The organism is Pseudomonas sp. HS-18 (genome assembly GCF_020401845.1).
Classification (GTDB): Bacteria; Pseudomonadota; Gammaproteobacteria; order Pseudomonadales; family Pseudomonadaceae; genus Pseudomonas; species Pseudomonas nitroreducens.
On sequence record NZ_CP084413.1, the window covers coordinates 2,624,095 to 2,641,539 of the forward strand.

The 17,445-nt window shown below is 66.8% G+C and carries 13 protein-coding genes and 1 pseudogene; 6 read left to right on the top strand and 8 right to left on the bottom strand.

The window, feature by feature from the left end:
• Window positions 1-153: 153 nt before the first annotated feature.
• From LDJ84_RS12340 to pcaC, 6 genes are all read left to right on the top strand, one after another.
• Window positions 154-1,002, top strand: a complete 849-nt coding sequence (locus LDJ84_RS12340) for a CoA transferase subunit A (RefSeq protein ID WP_038803149.1) — start codon at window positions 154-156, stop codon at window positions 1,000-1,002.
• A complete protein-coding gene (locus tag LDJ84_RS12345) occupies window positions 1,002-1,784 on the top strand; it encodes a CoA-transferase subunit beta (RefSeq protein WP_024767506.1) in 783 nt (260 codons plus the stop codon). The genes LDJ84_RS12340 and LDJ84_RS12345 overlap by 1 nt, the downstream gene beginning before the upstream one ends.
• Entirely contained in the window at window positions 1,781-2,986 is a 1,206-nt protein-coding gene (gene pcaF, locus LDJ84_RS12350; protein WP_038803150.1) for a 3-oxoadipyl-CoA thiolase, read from the top strand. The genes LDJ84_RS12345 and pcaF overlap by 4 nt, the downstream gene beginning before the upstream one ends.
• 258 nt (window positions 2,987-3,244) lie before the next feature.
• On the top strand, window positions 3,245-4,570 hold the full coding sequence (locus LDJ84_RS12355) for a 3-carboxy-cis,cis-muconate cycloisomerase (RefSeq protein WP_051445678.1): 1,326 nt from the start codon (window positions 3,245-3,247) through the stop codon (window positions 4,568-4,570).
• Window positions 4,571-4,579: 9 nt separating this feature from the next.
• Window positions 4,580-5,368: a 3-oxoadipate enol-lactonase gene (gene pcaD / locus LDJ84_RS12360; RefSeq protein ID WP_024765606.1), complete on the top strand. Its 789-nt coding sequence runs from the start codon at window positions 4,580-4,582 to the stop codon at window positions 5,366-5,368.
• A 37-nt stretch (window positions 5,369-5,405) separates the two neighbouring features.
• On the top strand, window positions 5,406-5,804 hold the full coding sequence (gene pcaC, locus LDJ84_RS12365; RefSeq protein ID WP_024765605.1) for a 4-carboxymuconolactone decarboxylase: 399 nt from the start codon (window positions 5,406-5,408) through the stop codon (window positions 5,802-5,804).
• 150 nt (window positions 5,805-5,954) lie between these two features.
• On the opposite strand, the gene LDJ84_RS12370 is transcribed toward pcaC, so the two are convergent.
• The 8 genes and pseudogenes from LDJ84_RS12370 to LDJ84_RS12405 all read right to left on the bottom strand — a co-directional run bounded on the left by LDJ84_RS12370 (window position 5,955) and on the right by LDJ84_RS12405 (window position 17,445).
• On the bottom strand, window positions 5,955-7,910 hold the full coding sequence (locus tag LDJ84_RS12370) for an acetoacetate--CoA ligase (RefSeq protein ID WP_084359764.1): 1,956 nt from the start codon (window positions 7,908-7,910) through the stop codon (window positions 5,955-5,957).
• Between the two features lie 95 nt (window positions 7,911-8,005).
• Complete coding sequence (locus LDJ84_RS12375) at window positions 8,006-8,776, bottom strand: 3-hydroxybutyrate dehydrogenase (RefSeq protein WP_084359763.1); 771 nt, start codon at window positions 8,774-8,776, stop codon at window positions 8,006-8,008.
• A gap of 58 nt (window positions 8,777-8,834) precedes the next feature.
• Window positions 8,835-10,226, bottom strand: a complete 1,392-nt coding sequence (locus tag LDJ84_RS12380; protein WP_226046397.1) for a GntP family permease — start codon at window positions 10,224-10,226, stop codon at window positions 8,835-8,837.
• A 78-nt stretch (window positions 10,227-10,304) separates the two neighbouring features.
• Entirely contained in the window at window positions 10,305-11,570 is a 1,266-nt protein-coding gene (locus LDJ84_RS12385; RefSeq protein WP_226046398.1) for an OprD family porin, read from the bottom strand.
• Window positions 11,571-11,833: 263 nt separating this feature from the next.
• Window positions 11,834-13,304, bottom strand: a pseudogene (locus LDJ84_RS12390) (sigma-54 interaction domain-containing protein).
• 329 nt (window positions 13,305-13,633) lie between these two features.
• A complete protein-coding gene (locus tag LDJ84_RS12395; RefSeq protein WP_037018116.1) occupies window positions 13,634-14,536 on the bottom strand; it encodes a hydroxymethylglutaryl-CoA lyase in 903 nt (300 codons plus the stop codon).
• Between the two features lie 135 nt (window positions 14,537-14,671).
• The gene (locus LDJ84_RS12400) at window positions 14,672-16,633 is read right to left on the bottom strand and encodes an acetyl/propionyl/methylcrotonyl-CoA carboxylase subunit alpha (RefSeq protein ID WP_169887811.1); all 1,962 of its coding nucleotides are present in this window, start codon (window positions 16,631-16,633) and stop codon (window positions 14,672-14,674) included.
• Window positions 16,633-17,445 carry a gamma-carboxygeranoyl-CoA hydratase gene (locus LDJ84_RS12405; protein WP_084359758.1) on the bottom strand — a complete coding sequence of 271 codons (813 nt, stop codon included), beginning with the start codon at window positions 17,443-17,445 and terminating at the stop codon, window positions 16,633-16,635. The genes LDJ84_RS12400 and LDJ84_RS12405 overlap by 1 nt, the downstream gene beginning before the upstream one ends.

Below are 17,445 nucleotides of genomic sequence, written 5' to 3' on the forward strand. Positions count from 1 at the left end.
TCGCTCAAATGGCAATCCTCACTCGCAGCGCAGCCGTTAGTCCCCTAAGAGAAGTGTTCGATATTCGCACCAATAGTCGATTATCGCATTGTTTGCCCATCCCCCCGGCGGTACCTTTTTCCCACCTGCACCACCCCTACAACGAGACCGACCATGGCTGAACTCCTGACTCTCCGCGAAGCGGTCGAGCGCTTCGTCAACGACGGCGATACCGTCGCCCTCGAAGGCTTCACCCACCTGATTCCGACCGCCGCCTCCCACGAGCTGATTCGCCAGGGCAAGAAAGATCTGCACCTGGTCCGCATGACGCCAGATCTGGTCTACGACCTGCTGATCGGTGCCGGCTGCGTACGCAAGCTGACCTTCTCCTGGGGCGGCAACCCTGGCGTCGGTTCACTGCATCGCCTGCGTGACGCGGTGGAGAAGGGCTGGCCGCGCGAGCTGGAGATCGACGAGCACAGCCACGCCGACCTGGCCAACTCCTACGTCGCCGGTGCCTCGGGTCTGCCGTTCGCGGTGCTGCGCGCTTATGCCGGCTCCGACCTGCCGAAGGTCAACCCGAACATCAAGTTCATCAACTGCCCGTTCACCGGCGAGCAACTGGCTGCCGTGCCTTCGGTACGCCCGGACGTCACCGTGATCCACGCGCAGAAGGCCGACCGCAAGGGCAACGTGCTGCTGTGGGGCATCCTCGGTGTGCAGAAGGAAGCCGCCCTGGCCGCCAAGCGCTGCATCGTCACCGTGGAAGAAATCGTCGACGACCTGAACGCGCCGATGAACTCCTGCGTGCTGCCGACCTGGGCGCTGTCCGCCGTCTGCCTGGTGCCCGGCGGCTCGCACCCGTCCTACGCCCACGGTTACTCCGAGCGCGACAACCGCTTCTACCAGGCCTGGGACCCGATCGCCCGCGACCGCGACACCTTCAACGCCTGGATCGATACCTACATCCGTGGCACGAAAGATTTCAGCGAGTTTCGTACCAAGCTCGCGGAGGCCAAGTAATGAGCGCCTACAGCACCAATGAAATGATGACCGTGGCCGCCGCCCGCCGCCTGAAGAACGGCGCCGTCTGCTTCGTCGGCATCGGCCTGCCGTCCAAGGCTGCCAACCTCGCGCGTCTGACTGCCTCGCCGGACGTGGTCCTGATCTATGAATCCGGCCCCATCGGCGCCAAGCCCAGCGTGCTGCCGCTTTCCATCGGTGACGGCGAGCTGGCCGAAACGGCCGACACCGTGGTGCCCACCGGCGAAATCTTCCGTTACTGGCTGCAGGGCGGGCGCATCGACGTCGGCTTCCTCGGCGCGGCCCAGGTCGATCGCTTCGGCAATATCAACACCACCGTCATCGGCGACTACAACAAGCCGAAAGTGCGCCTACCCGGCGCCGGCGGCGCGCCGGAAATCGCCGGTTCCGCCAAGGAAGTGCTGATCATCCTGAAACAGTCCCACCGCACCTTCGTCGACAAGCTGGCCTTCATCACCTCGGTCGGCTTCGGCGAGGGCGGCGACCACCGCCAGCAATTGGGCCTTCCCGGAAAAGGCCCGGTGGCGATCATCACCGACCTGTGCATCATGGAACCGGAAGCCGGCAGCAACGAATTCATCGTCACCTCGCTGCACCCGGGCGTGACCCGCGAGCAGGTCGTGGAAGCAACTGGCTGGGCGATTCGCTTCGCCGAGCAGGTGAGCGAAACCGTCGCGCCGACCGAGGTCGAATTGGAAGCCCTGCGCGCCCTGGAGGCCCGCACCGCTGCCGCTCACGGTCAGCAGGGAGGTGAGGAATGAGCCGCGAGGTCTTCATCTGTGACGCAGTGCGCACGCCCATCGGCCGCTTCGGCGGCGCGCTGGCCGGTGTGCGCGCCGACGACCTCGCCGCCGTGCCGGTGAAGGCGCTGGTGGAGCGCAATCCGCAGGTCGACTGGGCCGCGCTGGACGAGGTCTACCTCGGCTGCGCCAACCAGGCCGGCGAGGACAACCGCAACGTCGCGCGCATGGCGCTGCTGCTGGCGGGCCTGCCGGAGAGCGTGCCGGGCGTGACCCTCAACCGTCTCTGCGCCTCGGGCCTGGACGCGGTGGGCACCGCCTTCCGCACCATCGCCAGCGGCGAGGCCGAACTGGTCATTGCCGGCGGCGTGGAGTCCATGTCCCGCGCGCCCTACGTAATGGGCAAGGCCGACAGCGCCTTCGGCCGTGGGCAGAAGATCGAGGACACCACCATCGGCTGGCGCTTCATCAACCCGCTGATGAAGGCGCAGTACGGCGTGGACGCGATGCCGCAGACCGCCGACAACGTGGCCGACGATTACAACGTCAACCGTGCTGACCAGGACGCCTTCTCCCTGCGCAGCCAGCAGCGCGCCGGCGTCGCCCAGGCTTCCGGTTACTTCGCCGAGGAAATCGTCCCGGTAGTGATCAAGGGTCGCAAGGGCGAAACCGTCGTCGACACCGACGAACACCCGCGCCCGGACACTACGCTGGAAGCGCTGGCCAAGCTCAAGCCGGTCAACGGCGAAGGCAAGACCGTCACCGCCGGCAACGCCTCGGGCGTCAACGACGGCGCCGTGGCGCTGATCCTCGCCAGTGCTGAAGCGGTGAAGAAACACGGCCTGACACCGCGTGCGAAAGTGCTCGGCATGGCCAGCGCCGGCGTCGCCCCGCGGGTGATGGGCATCGGCCCGGTGCCGGCGGTGCGCAAGCTGCTGGAGCGCCTGAATCTGTCGATGGATCAGTTCGACGTCATCGAGCTGAACGAAGCCTTCGCCGCGCAGGGCCTGGCGGTGACCCGTGAACTTGGCGTCACCGATGACGATGCGCGGGTGAACCCCAACGGCGGCGCCATCGCCCTTGGGCATCCGCTGGGCGCCAGCGGTGCACGGCTGGTGCTCACTGCTGTGCATCAGTTGCAGAAGACGGGCGGCAAGCTCGGTCTGTGCACCATGTGCGTGGGCGTAGGGCAGGGTGTGGCGCTGGTGGTCGAGCGGGTGTGATCCCAAGAGCCCCTCACCCTAACCCTCTCCCGGAGGGAGAGGGGATTGTCCGTCATGGCGGTGATTGCGTGCGCATCCTGAAGAGTCAGGATGCATGGCGGAATATCTTCTCACTGCGAACGGCTCCCTCTCCCTCTGGGAGAGGGCTGGGGTGAGGGCCGCCCAACGCGCCATACTGTCCCGACAACGCCCGCCGATCTCCGGAGCTGCCTCGTGAGCACCAACCTTCTGTTCGACGCCTACTTCACCCAGCCCGCCATGCGCGCGATCTTCAGCGACCACGGCCGGGTGCAGGGCATGCTCGACTTCGAGGCCGCCCTGGCTCGTGCCGAGGCCCGCGTTGGCGTGATCCCGGCGAACGCGGTGGCACCCATCACCGCTGCCTGTCGCGCCGAGCTCTACGATTTCGAGGCACTGGCCCAGGCCATCTGCAGTGCCGGCAATTCCGCGATCCCGCTGGTGAAGGCGCTGGGCAAGCGCATCGCCGCTGAGGACGCCGAGGCCGAGCGCTATGTGCATCTGGGCGCCACCAGCCAGGACGTCATGGACTCCGGGCTGGTCCTGCAACTGCGTGCTGCCATCGAGCTTCTGGAGAGTGATCTCGCTCGACTGGCCGACGCGCTCGTCGCTCAAGCACAAGCCCACGCCGGTACGCCCATGGTCGGCCGCACCTGGCTGCAACATGCCACGCCGGTCACCCTTGGCATGAAGATCGCCGGTTGGCTGGGCGCGATGACCCGCCACCGCCAACGCCTGGACGAACTCAAGCCGCGCCTGCTCTGTCTGCAGTTCGGCGGCGCTTCCGGCAGCCTCGCCGCATTGGGTGAGAAGGCCTTTGCCGTGGCTGAGACGTTGGCTGAAGAGCTGGACCTGCAACTGCCCGAGCAACCCTGGCACACCCAGCGCGACCGTCTGGTGGAGTTTGCCAGCCTGCTCGGCCTGATCGCCGGCAGCCTCGGCAAACTGGGCCGCGACCTCAGCCTGCTGATGCAGACCGAAGCCGGCGAAGTCTTCGAGCCATCCGCGCCGGGCAAGGGTGGTTCCTCCACCATGCCGCACAAGCGCAATCCGGTGGGCGCTGCCGTGCTGATCGGTGCGGCCACCCGTGCGCCGGGGCTGGTCTCGACGCTATTCGCCGCCATGCCCCAGGAACACGAGCGCAGCCTTGGCCTGTGGCACGCCGAGTGGGAAAGCCTGCCGGAGCTGTGTTGTCTCGTCTCGGGTGCCCTGCAACAGGCGCTGTCCCTCGTGCCGGGCCTGGAAGTCGACGCCGAGCGCATGCTCGCCAACCTCGACCTGACCCGCGGCCTGGTGCTCGCCGAAGCAGTGAGCATCGCCCTGGCCCAGCGTATCGGCCGTGATGCCGCGCACCATCTGGTGGAAAAGTGCTGCAAGCAGGCGGTGAAGGAGGGCGCGCACCTGCGCGTGGTGCTCGGCGCCAATGCCGAGGTCACTGCACAGCTGAATGCCGAGGAGCTGGATCGTCTTCTCGATCCTGCCCATTACCTGGGTCAGGCGCGCCGCTGGGTCGAGCGCACGCTGGCCGAACACCAAGAACTTTCCTTGCGCAAAGAATCCCGATAGGAGCCTTGCATGCCTGCCGTACGTCTCGCCGATGGCGACCTGAACTACCAACTGGACGGCCCGGCCGGTGCGCCGGTGCTGGTGCTGTCCAACTCCCTGGGCACCGACCTGCACATGTGGGACGCACAGGTCACGGCCTTCGCCGAACACTTCCGCGTGCTGCGCTATGACACCCGTGGCCACGGCGCTTCGCTGGTCACCCCCGGCCCCTACAGCGTCGAGCAGAACGGCCGCGACGTGCTGGCGCTGCTGGACGCGCTGGACATTCCGCGCGCGCATTTCTGTGGTCTGTCCATGGGCGGCCTGATCGGTCAGTGGCTGGGCATCCATGCGCCGGAGCGCCTCTCGCGGCTGGTGCTGTGCAATACCGCCGCGAAGATCGGCACCCCGGAAGTCTGGAACTCGCGCATCGAGACCGTACTCAGCGGCGGTGCCGAGGCCATGCGCAACCTGCGTGACGCGTCGATCTCGCGCTGGTTCACCGCTGACTTTGCCGAGGCTGAGCCGGGCAAGGTGGAGCCCATCGTCGGCATGCTGGCGCAGACGTCGCCGGAAGGTTATGCGGCCAACTGCGCAGCCGTGCGTGATGCCGATTTCCGTGGCGAGATCGGTGCGATCACCGCGCCGACCCTGGTGGTCTGCGGCTCAGTCGACCCGGTGACCACTACCGAGGACGGCCGCTTCCTGCAGGCTCGCATTCCCGGCGCCGAGCTGGTGGAGTTCCGCGCTGCGCACCTGTCCAACGTGCAGGCGGGGGATGCCTTCAGCCAGCGCGTGCTTTCCTTCCTGCGCGCGTAATTGCTCGCTCCTACAAGGTTCCGATTTGGAGTTTGAGATGGACGAAAAAGAACGCTACGAAGCCGGCATGCAGGTGCGTCGCGCGGTACTCGGCGATGCCCACGTCGACCGCAGCCTGGCCAAGCGCAACGCCTTCAACGAAGAGTTCCAGGAAATGATCACCCGCCACGCCTGGGGTGACATCTGGACCCGCCCCGGCCTGCCGCGCCACACCCGCAGCCTGATCACCATCGCCATGCTGATCGGCATGAACCGCGAGGGCGAACTCACGCTGCACCTGCGCGCCGCGCGCAATAATGGAGTGACCCGCGAAGAGATCAAGGAAGTGCTGCTGCAGAGCGCTATCTACTGCGGCATCCCCGCTGCCAACGCCACCTTCCACCTCGCCGAGGCGGTGTGGGACGAGCTGGGTACCGAGTCGCTGGACGACGCCTGATTCAGCGCCGCCCGGACCACGCATCCGGGCGGTGCCTGATTGGCTGATGCTCGTCCGCCCTACGACCCTGCGATAGTCCGAGCGGGGAAGTCTCGCGGAGAAACTCCGCTCCCATGAGATCAAGAGCCGCTCCCACGACTCTGGAGAGACTCAGCTCTCCAGCTCCTTGCGATCCCTGAACAACTCCAGCGCCTGCGGATTGGCCAGCGCATCGGTGTTCTTCACCGGCCGGCCGTGCACCACGTTACGCACCGCCAGTTCGACGATCTTGCCGCTGATGGTGCGCGGGATGTCGGTGACCGCGAGAATCTTCGCCGGCACGTGGCGCGGGGTGGTGTTGCTGCGGATGGTCTGGCGGATGCGCTCCTGCAGTGTCTCGTCCAGTTCCACGCCGTCGCGCAGGCGCACGAACAGCACCACGCGCACGTCGCCCTGCCAGTCCTGACCGATGGCGATGGATTCCAGTACCTGCTCGACCTTTTCCACCTGGCGGTATATTTCCGCGGTGCCGATGCGCACGCCGCCGGGGTTGAGCACGGCATCCGAACGACCATGGATCACCAGGCCGCCGTGCTCGGTTTCTTCGGCGTAGTCGCCGTGGGCCCACACGCCGGGGAAGGTGGCGAAGTAGGCCTCGTGGAATTTCTCGTCGTTTTCGTCGTTCCAGAAACCCACCGGGATCGATGGGAAGTGCTTCACGCAGACCAGCTCGCCCTTTTCACCGTGCACCGCTTTACCCGTCTCGTCCCAGACCTCAACTGCCATGCCCAGCGCCTTGCACTGGATTTCCCCGCGCCAGACCGGCGCAGTCGGATTGCCGATGGCGAAGCAGGAAACGATGTCGGTGCCGCCGGAAATCGACGACAGGCAAAGGTCGGGTTTCACCTCGCGGTAGACGTAGTCGAAGCTCTCGTGGGCCAGCGGTGAACCCGTGGAGAGGAGCGTCTTCAGACGCTCCAGCGAGTGGGTCAGGCGCGGGCGCACATTGGCTTTCTCCAGCGCCGCGATGTACTTGGCGCTGGTGCCGAAGACACTGATGTGTTCCGCATCGATCAGGTCCATCAGGCGCTCGGGGCCGGGGTGGAAGGGCGAGCCGTCGTAGAGCACCAGCGTGGCGCCGACGGCCAGGCCGGAGACCAGCCAATTCCACATCATCCAGCCGCAGGTGGTGTAGTAGAACAGCGTGTCGTCCTGCCCCAGGTCGACGTGCAGGCCGTGTTCCTTCAGGTGTTGCAGCAGCACGCCGCCGGTGCCGTGGACGATGCACTTGGGTACGCCGGTGGTGCCGGAGGAGTAGAGGATGTACAGCGGGTGGTCGAAGGGCACCGGGGTGAATACGGGCTCGCCGCCGCTGTGGAAGAAGTCCTGCCAGAGGCTGACCCGCGCCGGCGTCTGGAAGTCCGTGCGGCGCGCATGGCCGTTGGCGTAGGGGACGATCAGCAACTGTTCGAGGCTCGGCAACTGGGCGAGGATTTCGTTGAGCTTGGCGGTCAGGTCCAGCACCTTGCCGGCGTAGCGGTAGCCGGCGCAGGCGATCAGCACCTTGGGTTCGATCTGACCGAAACGGTCGATCACGCCCTGGGTGCCGAAGTCCGGCGAACAGCTCGACCAGGTGGCGCCCAGGCTGGTGGTGGCGAGCATGCCGACCACGGTCTGCCAGGTGTTGGGCATGAAGGCCGCGACGCGGTCGCCGACGCCCACGCCGGCTTCGCGCAGGGCGCGCTGCAGGCCGGCGACCTGGGCGGCCAGTTCGGCGTGGCTGAGCACTTCGCGCTGTTCATCCTCGCTGACGGCGATCAACGCCGGCTTGTGGTCGCGGCGGCGCAGCAGGTGTTCGGCGAAGTTCAGGGTGGCGCCGGGGAACCAACGCGCATCGGGCATTTCCGGGCCTTCCTCGAGGACCGCCGTGGGCGCCTCGTGGAATTGCACGTCGAAGCTGTCGACGATGGCCAGCCAGAAGGCCTCGCGCTCGGCGATGCTCCAGGCGTGCAGGGCGGCGTAATCGGGCAGGTCAAGGCCGTGCTGCTGCGCTACCTTGCGCCGGAAGGCGTCCATGCGGGTGGCGGCGATGCGTTCGGGGGAGGGGCTCCAGAGCGCCTGGTTCATCGACTACGACTCCAACTGATTCGTGTGGGACGGAAGGCACCGCCGACGAACGGTGCCTGCGCAGCATGTCACGAAGCGCCGCAAGAACCCTCAAGTCACTGGGCGACCCAGCCGCCATCCATGTTCCAGGCGGCGCCGCGGACCTGGGCGGCAGCTTCAGAACACAAGAATAGCGCCAGCTCGCCGAGCTGGTCGGCGGTGACGAAGTCCAGCGACGGCTGCTTCTCCGCCAGTAGGTCGTGGCGCGCCTGTTCGGGGCTGGCGCCGGCGGCGATACGCGCGTCGATCTGCTGTTGTACCAGCGGCGTCAGCACCCAACCGGGACAGATGGCGTTGCAGGTGATGGCCGTGGTGGCGGTTTCCAGGGCGGTGGTCTTGGTCAGGCCGATCACCCCGTGCTTGGCGGCCACGTAGGCGCTCTTGCCGGCGGAGGCGACCAGGCCGTGGGTCGAGGCGATGTTGAGGATGCGCCCCCAGCCGCGCTGGCGCATGCCCGGTAGCGCCAGGCGGGTGGTGTGGAACACCGAGGAGAGGTTGATGGCGAGGATCGCGTTCCAGCGCTCCACGGGGAAGTCTTCCAGCGCCGCGACGTGCTGGATGCCGGCGTTGTTGACCAGGATGTCGGGGCCGCCGAACTCGCGCTCGACGTAGGCGATCATCTCGGCGATCTGCTCGGGTTGTGCCATGTCCGCACCTTGGTGCCCGATGCGCGTGCCGTGCACCGACAGCTCGCGCACGGCCGCGTCGATGTCGCCGAAGCCGTTGACCACCACATTGGCGCCCGCCTGGGCCAGGCGCGCAGCGATGCCCAGGCCGATGCCGCTGGTGGAGCCGGTGACCAGTGCGGTCTTGCCCTTGAGTGTCATGCAAATCTCCTCTGCAACGGAGCGGTCGCCGCGCGGCGACCGCTGGAAAGCAACGGGTTTATACGATGCCGGTGGCGTAGAAAGTGCCAATCACCACGAACACCGCGAGGGTCTTGATCAGGGTGATGGCGAAGATGTCCTTGTAGGCTTCGCGGTGGGTCAGGCCGGTGACCGCGAGCAGGGTGATGACCGCGCCGTTGTGCGGCAGGGTGTCCATGCCGCCGGAGGCCATGGCCGCCACCCGGTGCAATACTTCCAGCGGGATGTTGGCGGCCTGGGCGGCAGCGATGAACTGTTCGGACATGGCCGCCAGCGCGATGCTCATACCGCCGGACGCCGAGCCGGTGATGCCGGCCAGGGTGGTGACGGTGATGGCCTCATTGACCAGCGGATCGGGAATCTTCTTCAGTGCGTCGGCCAGTACCAGGAAGCCCGGCAGCGAGGCGATCACCGCGCCGAAGCCGTATTCCGAAGCCGTGTTCATGGCCGCCAGCAGCGCGCCGGAAACAGCGGTCTTGCTGCCCTCGGCGATCTTGCTGCGAATCACCGCGAAGCTGGTCACCAGCACCAGCAGGATGCCCAGCAGCAGCGCCGCCTGCACCGCCCAGATGCCGGTCAGCTTGGCCACATCGCTGGCCACCGGCGCGGCCATGCCGGCCAGTTGCAGGCTGTGGGTCTTGCCGTAGACCTGGGGAATCCAGTGGGTGAACAGCAGGTTGGCGACGCCCACCAGCACCAGCGGCGAGAGCGCCAGCAGCGGGTTGGGCAATCGGATGTCGTCCGCGGTTTCCGGCTCGTTGCGCAGTTCGTTGCCGTAGCCTTCACCGGCCGCGCGCGCCTTGCCGGCCTGGCGGCGGAGGAACAGCATGCCCACGGTGAACACGAACAGGCTGCCGATCACCCCCAGCCAGGGCGCGGCCCAGCCGGTGGTGTTGAAGAAGGCAGTGGGGATGATGTTCTGGATCTGCGGGGTGCCGGGCAGGGCGTCCATGGTGAAGCTGAAGGCGCCCAGGGCGATGGTCGCCGGGATCAGTCGCTTGGGGATATTGCTCTGGCGGAACATCTCGGCGGCGAACGGATAGACCGCGAACACCACCACGAACAGTGACACGCCGCCGTAGGTGAGCAGGGCGCAGACCAGCACGATCACCAGCATCGCCTGGCGGGTGCCGAGCAGGCGGATGGCCGCGGCGACGATGGAGCGCGAGAAGCCCGACAGCTCGATCAGCTTGCCGAACACCGCACCGAGCAGGAACACCGGGAAGTAGAGTTTGACGAAGCCGACCATCTTCTCCATGAACACGCCGGTGAAGGCCGGTGCCACGGCGGAAGGGTCGGTGAGCAGCACTGCCAGCAGCGCGGCGATGGGGGCGAAGAGGATCACGCTGTAGCCGCGGTAGGCGGCGAGCATCAGCAGGGCGAGGGCCGCGAGGGCGATGACCACGCTCATCGAAGTATCTCCAGTTGTCGCGCGGCTCCGGGCCGCGCGTCGTTCTTGTTGTAGTGGGATTGCCTGACGCTCAGATGATCACCACAGCGGCAGCACGTAGCTGAGGATCAGGCGGTTTTCGTCGAGGTCGTTGCCGAAGTGGCTGGAACGAACTGTCGCATTGCGCCACTTCACGCCGAAGTTCTTCAGCGGCCCGTTCTGCACCACGTAGCCGATGTCGGTGTCGCGCTCCCACTCCTTGCCTTCGGGCTTGCCGGCGCCCAGTTCGATGTTGTCGCCGGACAGGTAGCGCGTCATGAAGGTCAGACCGGGCACGCCAAGGGCGGCAAAGTCATAGTCGTAGCGCGCCTGCCAGGATTTCTCGTCGCGGTTGGCGAAGTCGCCGATCTGCACGAAGTTGACCAGGAAGGCGTCGGTGCCGCCGATGTAGGCGAAGCCGGTGTCGCCACTCATCTTCTGGTAGCCGGCGCCGAAGCCGTGGCCGCCGAGGGTGTAGGTGAGCATGGCGCCGAAGGCGCGGTTGTCGACGTTGCTGTGGCCGTCGTCGTCGGAGCGGGCGTAGCGCAGGTCGGTCTTCAGTGACTGGCCGGCGGCGATGGGCAGTACGTGCACCAGGTTGACGATGTGCTGGTCGTAGAGCCCGTCGAGCTTGGCGTAGCTGTAGCCGGTGGTGAGTTGCGGCGTCCACTTGTAGCTGAGGCCGGCGAAGTCGAACTGGTCGCTGGTGTCGGTGGCGACGATGCCGCGCGCGCTGCCACTGGTGACTGTCATGTCCTCGCGGTTGGACGAGTCGCGCTGGCTCACCTGGCGCAGGCGGCCGCCGTCGAAGGTCAGGCCGGCGAACTCGGCGGAATTCAGGTGCGCACCTTCGAAGGTCTGTGGCAGCAGGCGCGAATCGTTGGCCAGCACGGTGGGCAGCTTGGGCAGCAGGGTGCCGATCTTCAGCGTGCTCTTCGAGGCGCGCAGCTTGGCGGTCAGGCCCAGTTCGCTGTAGTCGTCCGGCGCGCCGTTGACCTTGTCCTTGTCGCGCGGCAGCAGGCCGGACCCGGCGCGGTCGGGGCTGGAGTCCAGCTTTAGGCCCAGTAGACCGATAGCATCGACGCCCACGCCGATGGTGCCTTCGGTGTAGCCGGATTCGTAGCGCAGCAGGAAGCCCTGCGCCCACTCGTCCTGCTTGGATTGCGCGGCGTTGTCCTGGCGGAAGTCGCGGTTGAAGTAGAAGTTGCGCAACTCGACGCTGGCCTTGCTGTCGGCAAGGAATTCGGCGAAGGCCTGGGGCGAAAGGGCGAGGGTGGAACCGAGGGCGGTGATGACGGCGGCATGATTGAGCGTGGAGCGGCTCATCGGGTGATCTCCTGGCGCGGCGCCGTATGCGAAGCGGGACTAGCCGTGGTGTCCGCTGGGGTCTGTTCGCGTTCGGGCAGCGTTGATTGTTGTTATGTCGGCTGTGCGGCGCGAAGGCCGCGAGAGGCGACATAGCCAGGACCATGCCAGGATTGTAACTATTTGATTTATAAGTCTTATTTTGAGATTTTCGTGGATTGGGAGAAGCGGTTTGTCTCTAACTGGAGACAAGGCGACGGATTGAATCGCCTGGGGCCCATCACTCAAGAGTTTGGAGTGTTTGTCTCTTTTTTGAGACTTGTCTCTTTTTCAGGACTGAAGGCCCAGCGCTGCCATTTTCTTGTACAGCGTCGAGCGCCCCAGGCCCAGGCGTTGTGCGGCCGCATCGACGTTGCCGGCATGCTCGGCCAGGGTGTTGGCAATCAGTTCGCGCTCGAAGGCATCCCGTGCTGCGTAGAAGTCCTGCCCCTCGGCCAGACGGGTTCCCGGTGTCGTCGAGGCGACGGGCAGTGGCTGCAACTCGCCCAGTGCCGAACGCAGCGCGGCGGCGTCGATCTGCGGGCGATCACCCAGCAGCACGGTGCGCTCCAGCAGGTTGCGCAGCTCGCGCACGTTGCCCGGCCAGGAGTGCCGGGCGAGTAGGGCGAGGCCATCGGTGTTCAGTTCATAAAGTGTCTGGCGGTCGTCGCGCAGGCCGTCGAGGATGGCTTCGCACAGCGCCGGCAAATCCTCCAGGCGCTCGCGCAGCGGCGGAATCTCGATGGGCAGGACGTTGATGCGGTAGAACAGGTCGGCGCGGAAACGTCCCTCGCGCACGGCCGCAGCGAGGTCGATGGAGGTGGCGGCGATCAGGCGGATGTCGCTGCGCAGGACTTCGTTCGAGCCGACCGGTTCGAACTCCTTCTCCTGTAGCACCCGTAGCAGTTTGCTCTGCAAGGTCAGCGGCATGTCACCAATCTCGTCGAGGAACAGCGTGCCGCCCTGGGCGATCTGCAGCTTGCCGGCGCGGCCCTTGCGGTCGGCACCGGTGAAGGCGCCCGGCGCGGTACCGAAGAACTCGGCTTCCAGCAGGGACTCGGGAATGGCGGCGGCGTTGAGGCTGACGAAGGGTTTGTCGGCGCGTGGCGAGGTCGCGTGGATGGCGTGGGCCAGCAGTTCCTTGCCGGTGCCGGTCTCGCCCAGCAACAGGATCGGTGCCTCGCTGGCGGCACCCCGGCGGGCGCGGCGCTTCACTTCCAGGCTGGCCGGGCTGGTGCCGATGAAGTGGCCGAAGCTGTACTTCGCCTGGCGCGCCTGCAGCAGCGAACGGGTCGAGGCCAGCTCGGCCTGCATGCGCTGGTAGCGGGTGAGCAGGGGCGACAGCGCACGCAGTTCGTCGAACAGGGCGAAGCCGATGCCTCCGATGACCTCGCCCGCATCGTCGCGGATCGGCACGCGCATGACCACCAGCGGGTCCTTGGCCATGTCGAGGATGTCCAGCAGCATCGGCCGGCCGCTGCTGACCACTTCGCGCATCAGGCTGCCGGGGATCACCTGTTCTACCGGGCGGCCGACGGCCTGCTCGGCACTGTCCAGGCCGAAGCGCTGCGCATAGCGCTGGTTGATCCAGACGATCCGCGCCTCGCGGTCGACGATCACCGTGCCCTCGCTGAACTGCTCGAAGATCTCGAACAGCGAGCGGATCGCCAGTTGGCGGACGCTGGGGTAGTCCTTGAGGCTGTGGGTGTCGGTCATGGTCAGGCCGTGCGCGGGGAGGGCAGAGGGCGCACTGTACCGGGATGCGAAGATCAGGTCAGCCGGTAGGGCGAATAACGCCACAGGCGTTATCCGCCGATGGCTCGGCGCTGGATGAAGCGCGCTGCTTCAGGCGCCCTACGTTCTGGGAGTGTGCCGGCGAGCAGCCCCGTGAATCGGCGTCACCGGCTCCCCCTCACCCCAGCCCTCTCCCCGAGGAGAGGGGGCAGTCCGTGCCGGCTGACACATTGGTGTCAGCCGGCGCCGAACGGTTCCCTCTCCCTTTGGGAGAGGGTTAGGGTGAGGGGCTCTTGTAGGATCGGTCGACGTCAGCGCTTGGACAGTTGCGCCTTGGCCACCCGCGAGCCGTTGGGCTTGTCCAGCACCGCGCAGATGCGTTGGCCAGCATCGATCAGCTGGTCCAGGTCGACGCCGGTGTGGATGCCCAGGCCGCCCAGCAGGTAGAGCACGTCCTCGGTGGCGACGTTGCCGGTGGCGCCCTTGGCGTAGGGGCAGCCGCCCAGGCCGGCGACCGAGCTGTCGAACACCGCAATGCCTTCCAGAAGGCTGGCGTAGATGTTCGCCGTCGCCTGGCCATAGGTGTCGTGGAAGTGCCCGGCCAGTTGCGCGCGCGGCACGCGTTGGCCGACGACGTCGAACATGTGCCGGGTGGCGCCGGCGGTGCCGACGCCGATGGTGTCGCCCAGGGAGACTTCGTAGCAGCCCATGGCGTGCAGTTCCGCGGCGACGGCGGCGACCTGCTCTGCGTCCACTTCACCCTGGTAGGGGCAGCCGAGCACGCACGAGACATAGCCGCGCACGCGCACGCCGTGCTGGCGTGCCGCTTCCATCACCGGGACGAAGCGCTCCAGGCTCTCCTTGATCGAGCAGTTGATGTTCTTCTGCGAGAAGGCCTCGGAGGCGGCGGCGAATACCGCGACTTCCTTCACCTGGGACTCCAGCGCGGCTTCGAAGCCCTTCAGGTTCGGCGCCAGGGCTGCGTAGGTGACGCCGGCCTTCTGCCGGATGCCGGCGAAGACTTCGGCCGAGCCGGCCATCTGCGGCACCCACTTGGGCGACACGAAACTGCCGACTTCGATGTAGCCCAGGCCGGCGGCGGTGAGGTCATCGACCAGGCGCACCTTGTCGGCGACGGCGATGGGTTGCTTCTCGTTCTGCAGGCCGTCGCGCGGGCCGACTTCGACCAGGCGGACGGATGTTGGCAGTGTCATTAAATGTCCTCGTTGGGTTTGGGCGAAGGGCGCAGGAGCTTTCGGCCAAGTAGGGCGCATAAAGCGGAACGCTTTATGCGCCGTTGCCTGGTGGCGGATAACGCTGGCGCGTTATGCGCCCTACAAGAGCCGGGGTCAGGCCGGCGCTTCTTCCAGTTCGACCAGCGCGGTGCCTTCGGACACCAGTTCGCCCTCGCTGCAATACAGCGATTTCACCACGCCGGCGTGCGGCGCGCGAATGCTGTGTTCCATCTTCATCGCTTCGAGCACCACCAGTGCGGCGCCGGCTTCGACGCTCTGCCCCGGTTCGACCAGGATGCGCACGATGCTGCCGTTCATCGGCGCGCCCAGGCCGCCCTGGTGCGAATGCGCGGCTTCGGCCTCGGCGATGGCGTCGAAACGCTGCACGTTGACCAGTTCACCGTTCCACTCCAGATAGAGGCTGTCGCCACGGCGGATCACCTGATGGCGGCGGCGAATCTCGCCGTCCTTCACATCCAGCCACTGACCCTCGAGCTGGGCGATGCGCTGCCCATCGGCATGGCGCAGGCGCACCACGTGCGACTCACCCTTGGCCAGCAGGTGCAGGTCGGTCTCGCCCGGCAGGCCGCTGCGCCAGCCGCTCTGGGCGGACCAGGGCGAATGGGCGTCGTCGCCGCGCACGCGGGTGGCTTCGCTTTGCACCCAGGCTTCGCCGGCCAGTTGCCAGAAGCGCTCGGGCAGTGCGGTCGGAGCGGGCAGCAGGGTGTCCTGGTAGCGGGCGATGAAGCCGGTGTCCAGCTCGCCGTCGGCGAAGGCCGGATGGGCCAGCACGCGGCGCAGGAAGGCCAGGTTGGTCTTGAAGCCGCCAACGGCGGTTTCGGCGAGCATCGACAGCAGGCGCTGGCGCGCTTCCTCGCGGTTCTCGCCCCAGGCGATCAGCTTGGCCAGCATCGGGTCGTAGAACGGCGAGATGTCGTCGCCCTCGCGGATGCCGCTGTCGGTGCGGCGGCCGGGGCCGGCGGCGGGTTCGCGGTACAGCGCCAGATGGCCGCTGGCGGGCAGGAAGCCGCCCTCGGGGTCTTCGGCATACAGGCGCACTTCGATGGCATGGCCGTTCAGCGGCACCTGTTCCTGGGTGATCGGCAGCGGCTCGCCACGGGCGACGCGGATCTGCCAGGCGACCAGGTCGAGGCCGGTGATGGCTTCGGTGACCGGATGTTCCACCTGCAGGCGGGTGTTCATTTCCATGAAGAAGAACTGCCCGCTGCCTTCGTCGTAGAGGAACTCCACGGTGCCGGCGCCGACGTAGCCGATGGCCTGGGCCGCGCGCACAGCGGACTCGCCCATGGCGGCGCGCAGTTCGGCGGAGAGGCCGGGTGCCGGCGCTTCTTCCACCACCTTCTGGTGGCGGCGCTGGATCGAGCAGTCGCGCTCGTTGAGGTACAGGCAGTGGCCGTGCTGGTCGGCGAACACCTGGATTTCCACGTGGCGCGGCTTGGTCAGGTATTTCTCCACCAGCATGCGCGAATCGCCGAAACCGGACTGCGCTTCACGCTGGGCGGATTCCAGCGCCTCGGCCAGTTCGGCCTCGCGCTCGACGACCTTCATGCCTTTGCCACCGCCACCGGCGGCGGCCTTGAGCAGCACCGGGTAGCCAATGCGCTGCGCTTCGCGCTGGAAGGTGGCGTAGTCCTGCGCCTCGCCGTGGTAGCCGGGCACCAGCGGTACGCCGGCGGTTTCCATCAGCGCCTTGGCCGCAGACTTGCTGCCCATGGCGTCGATGGCGCTGGCCGGCGGGCCGAGGAAAATCAGCCCGGCCTCTTCGCAGGCGCGGGCGAAGCCGGCGTTCTCCGAGAGGAAGCCGTAGCCAGGGTGAATGGCCTGGGCACCAGCGGCCTTCGCGGCGGCCAGCACGGCGTCAGCGCGCAGGTAGCTTTCAGCCGGTTTGGCGCCGCCCAGGTCGATGGCGATGTCCGCCTCTTCGACGTGGCGGGCATTGCGGTCGGTGGCGCTGTGCACGGCCACGGTGGTCAGGCCCAGGGCCTTGGCGGTGCGCATCACGCGGCAGGCGATCTCGCCGCGGTTGGCCACCAGCAGGGTATCGATCTTCTTCATCAGACTTGCTCCTGCCAGGCCGGCTTGCGCTTCTCCAGGAAGGCGCGCAGGCCTTCCTGCCCCTCGGGGCTGATGCGGATGCGGGCGATGGCGGCTTCGGTGTAGCGGCGCAATTCGGGCTTGAGATCACCGGCGCCAATTTCGTGGAACAGCGCCTTGCAGGCGACCAGGGCCGCCGGACTGTTGTTCAGCAGGTTGGCGATCCACGCTTCGGCCTCGTCGTCCAGTTCGGCCGCCGGATAGGTTTCGTCCACCAGGCCCAACTCTCGCGCGCGGATGCCGCTGAAGCGCTCGGCGGTCATTGCGTAGCGGGTGGCGGCGCGCTGGCCGATGGCCTTGGTGACGAAGGGGCCGATGGTGGCCGGGATCAGGCCGATGCGCACTTCGGACAGGCAGAACTGCGCGTCCTCGGCGGCCAGCACCATGTCGCAGCAGGCGGCCAGTCCGACACCGCCGCCAAACGCCGCGCCCTGGACGATGGCGAGGGTCGGCTTCTTCAGTTGGTGCAGGTTGTAGAGCAACTCCGCGAGTTGCTGGGCGTCGTTCAGGTTGCCCTGGTAGTCCAGCTTCACGGACTCCTGCATCCACGCCAGGTCCGCACCGCCGCAGAAGTGGCGGCCACGGCCGCGCAGCACGACGAGGCGTACGCGGTCGTCGTTGGCCACGGTGTCCAGTGCCTGGATCAGCTCGGCGATGGTCTGTGCGTTGAAGGCGTTGTTCTTCTCCGGGCGGTTCAGCCACAGGCTGGCGACGCCGCGCGGGTCGATATCGAGCTCGATGCTCTCAAAAGAGAAAGTCTGATAGTCGGTCAT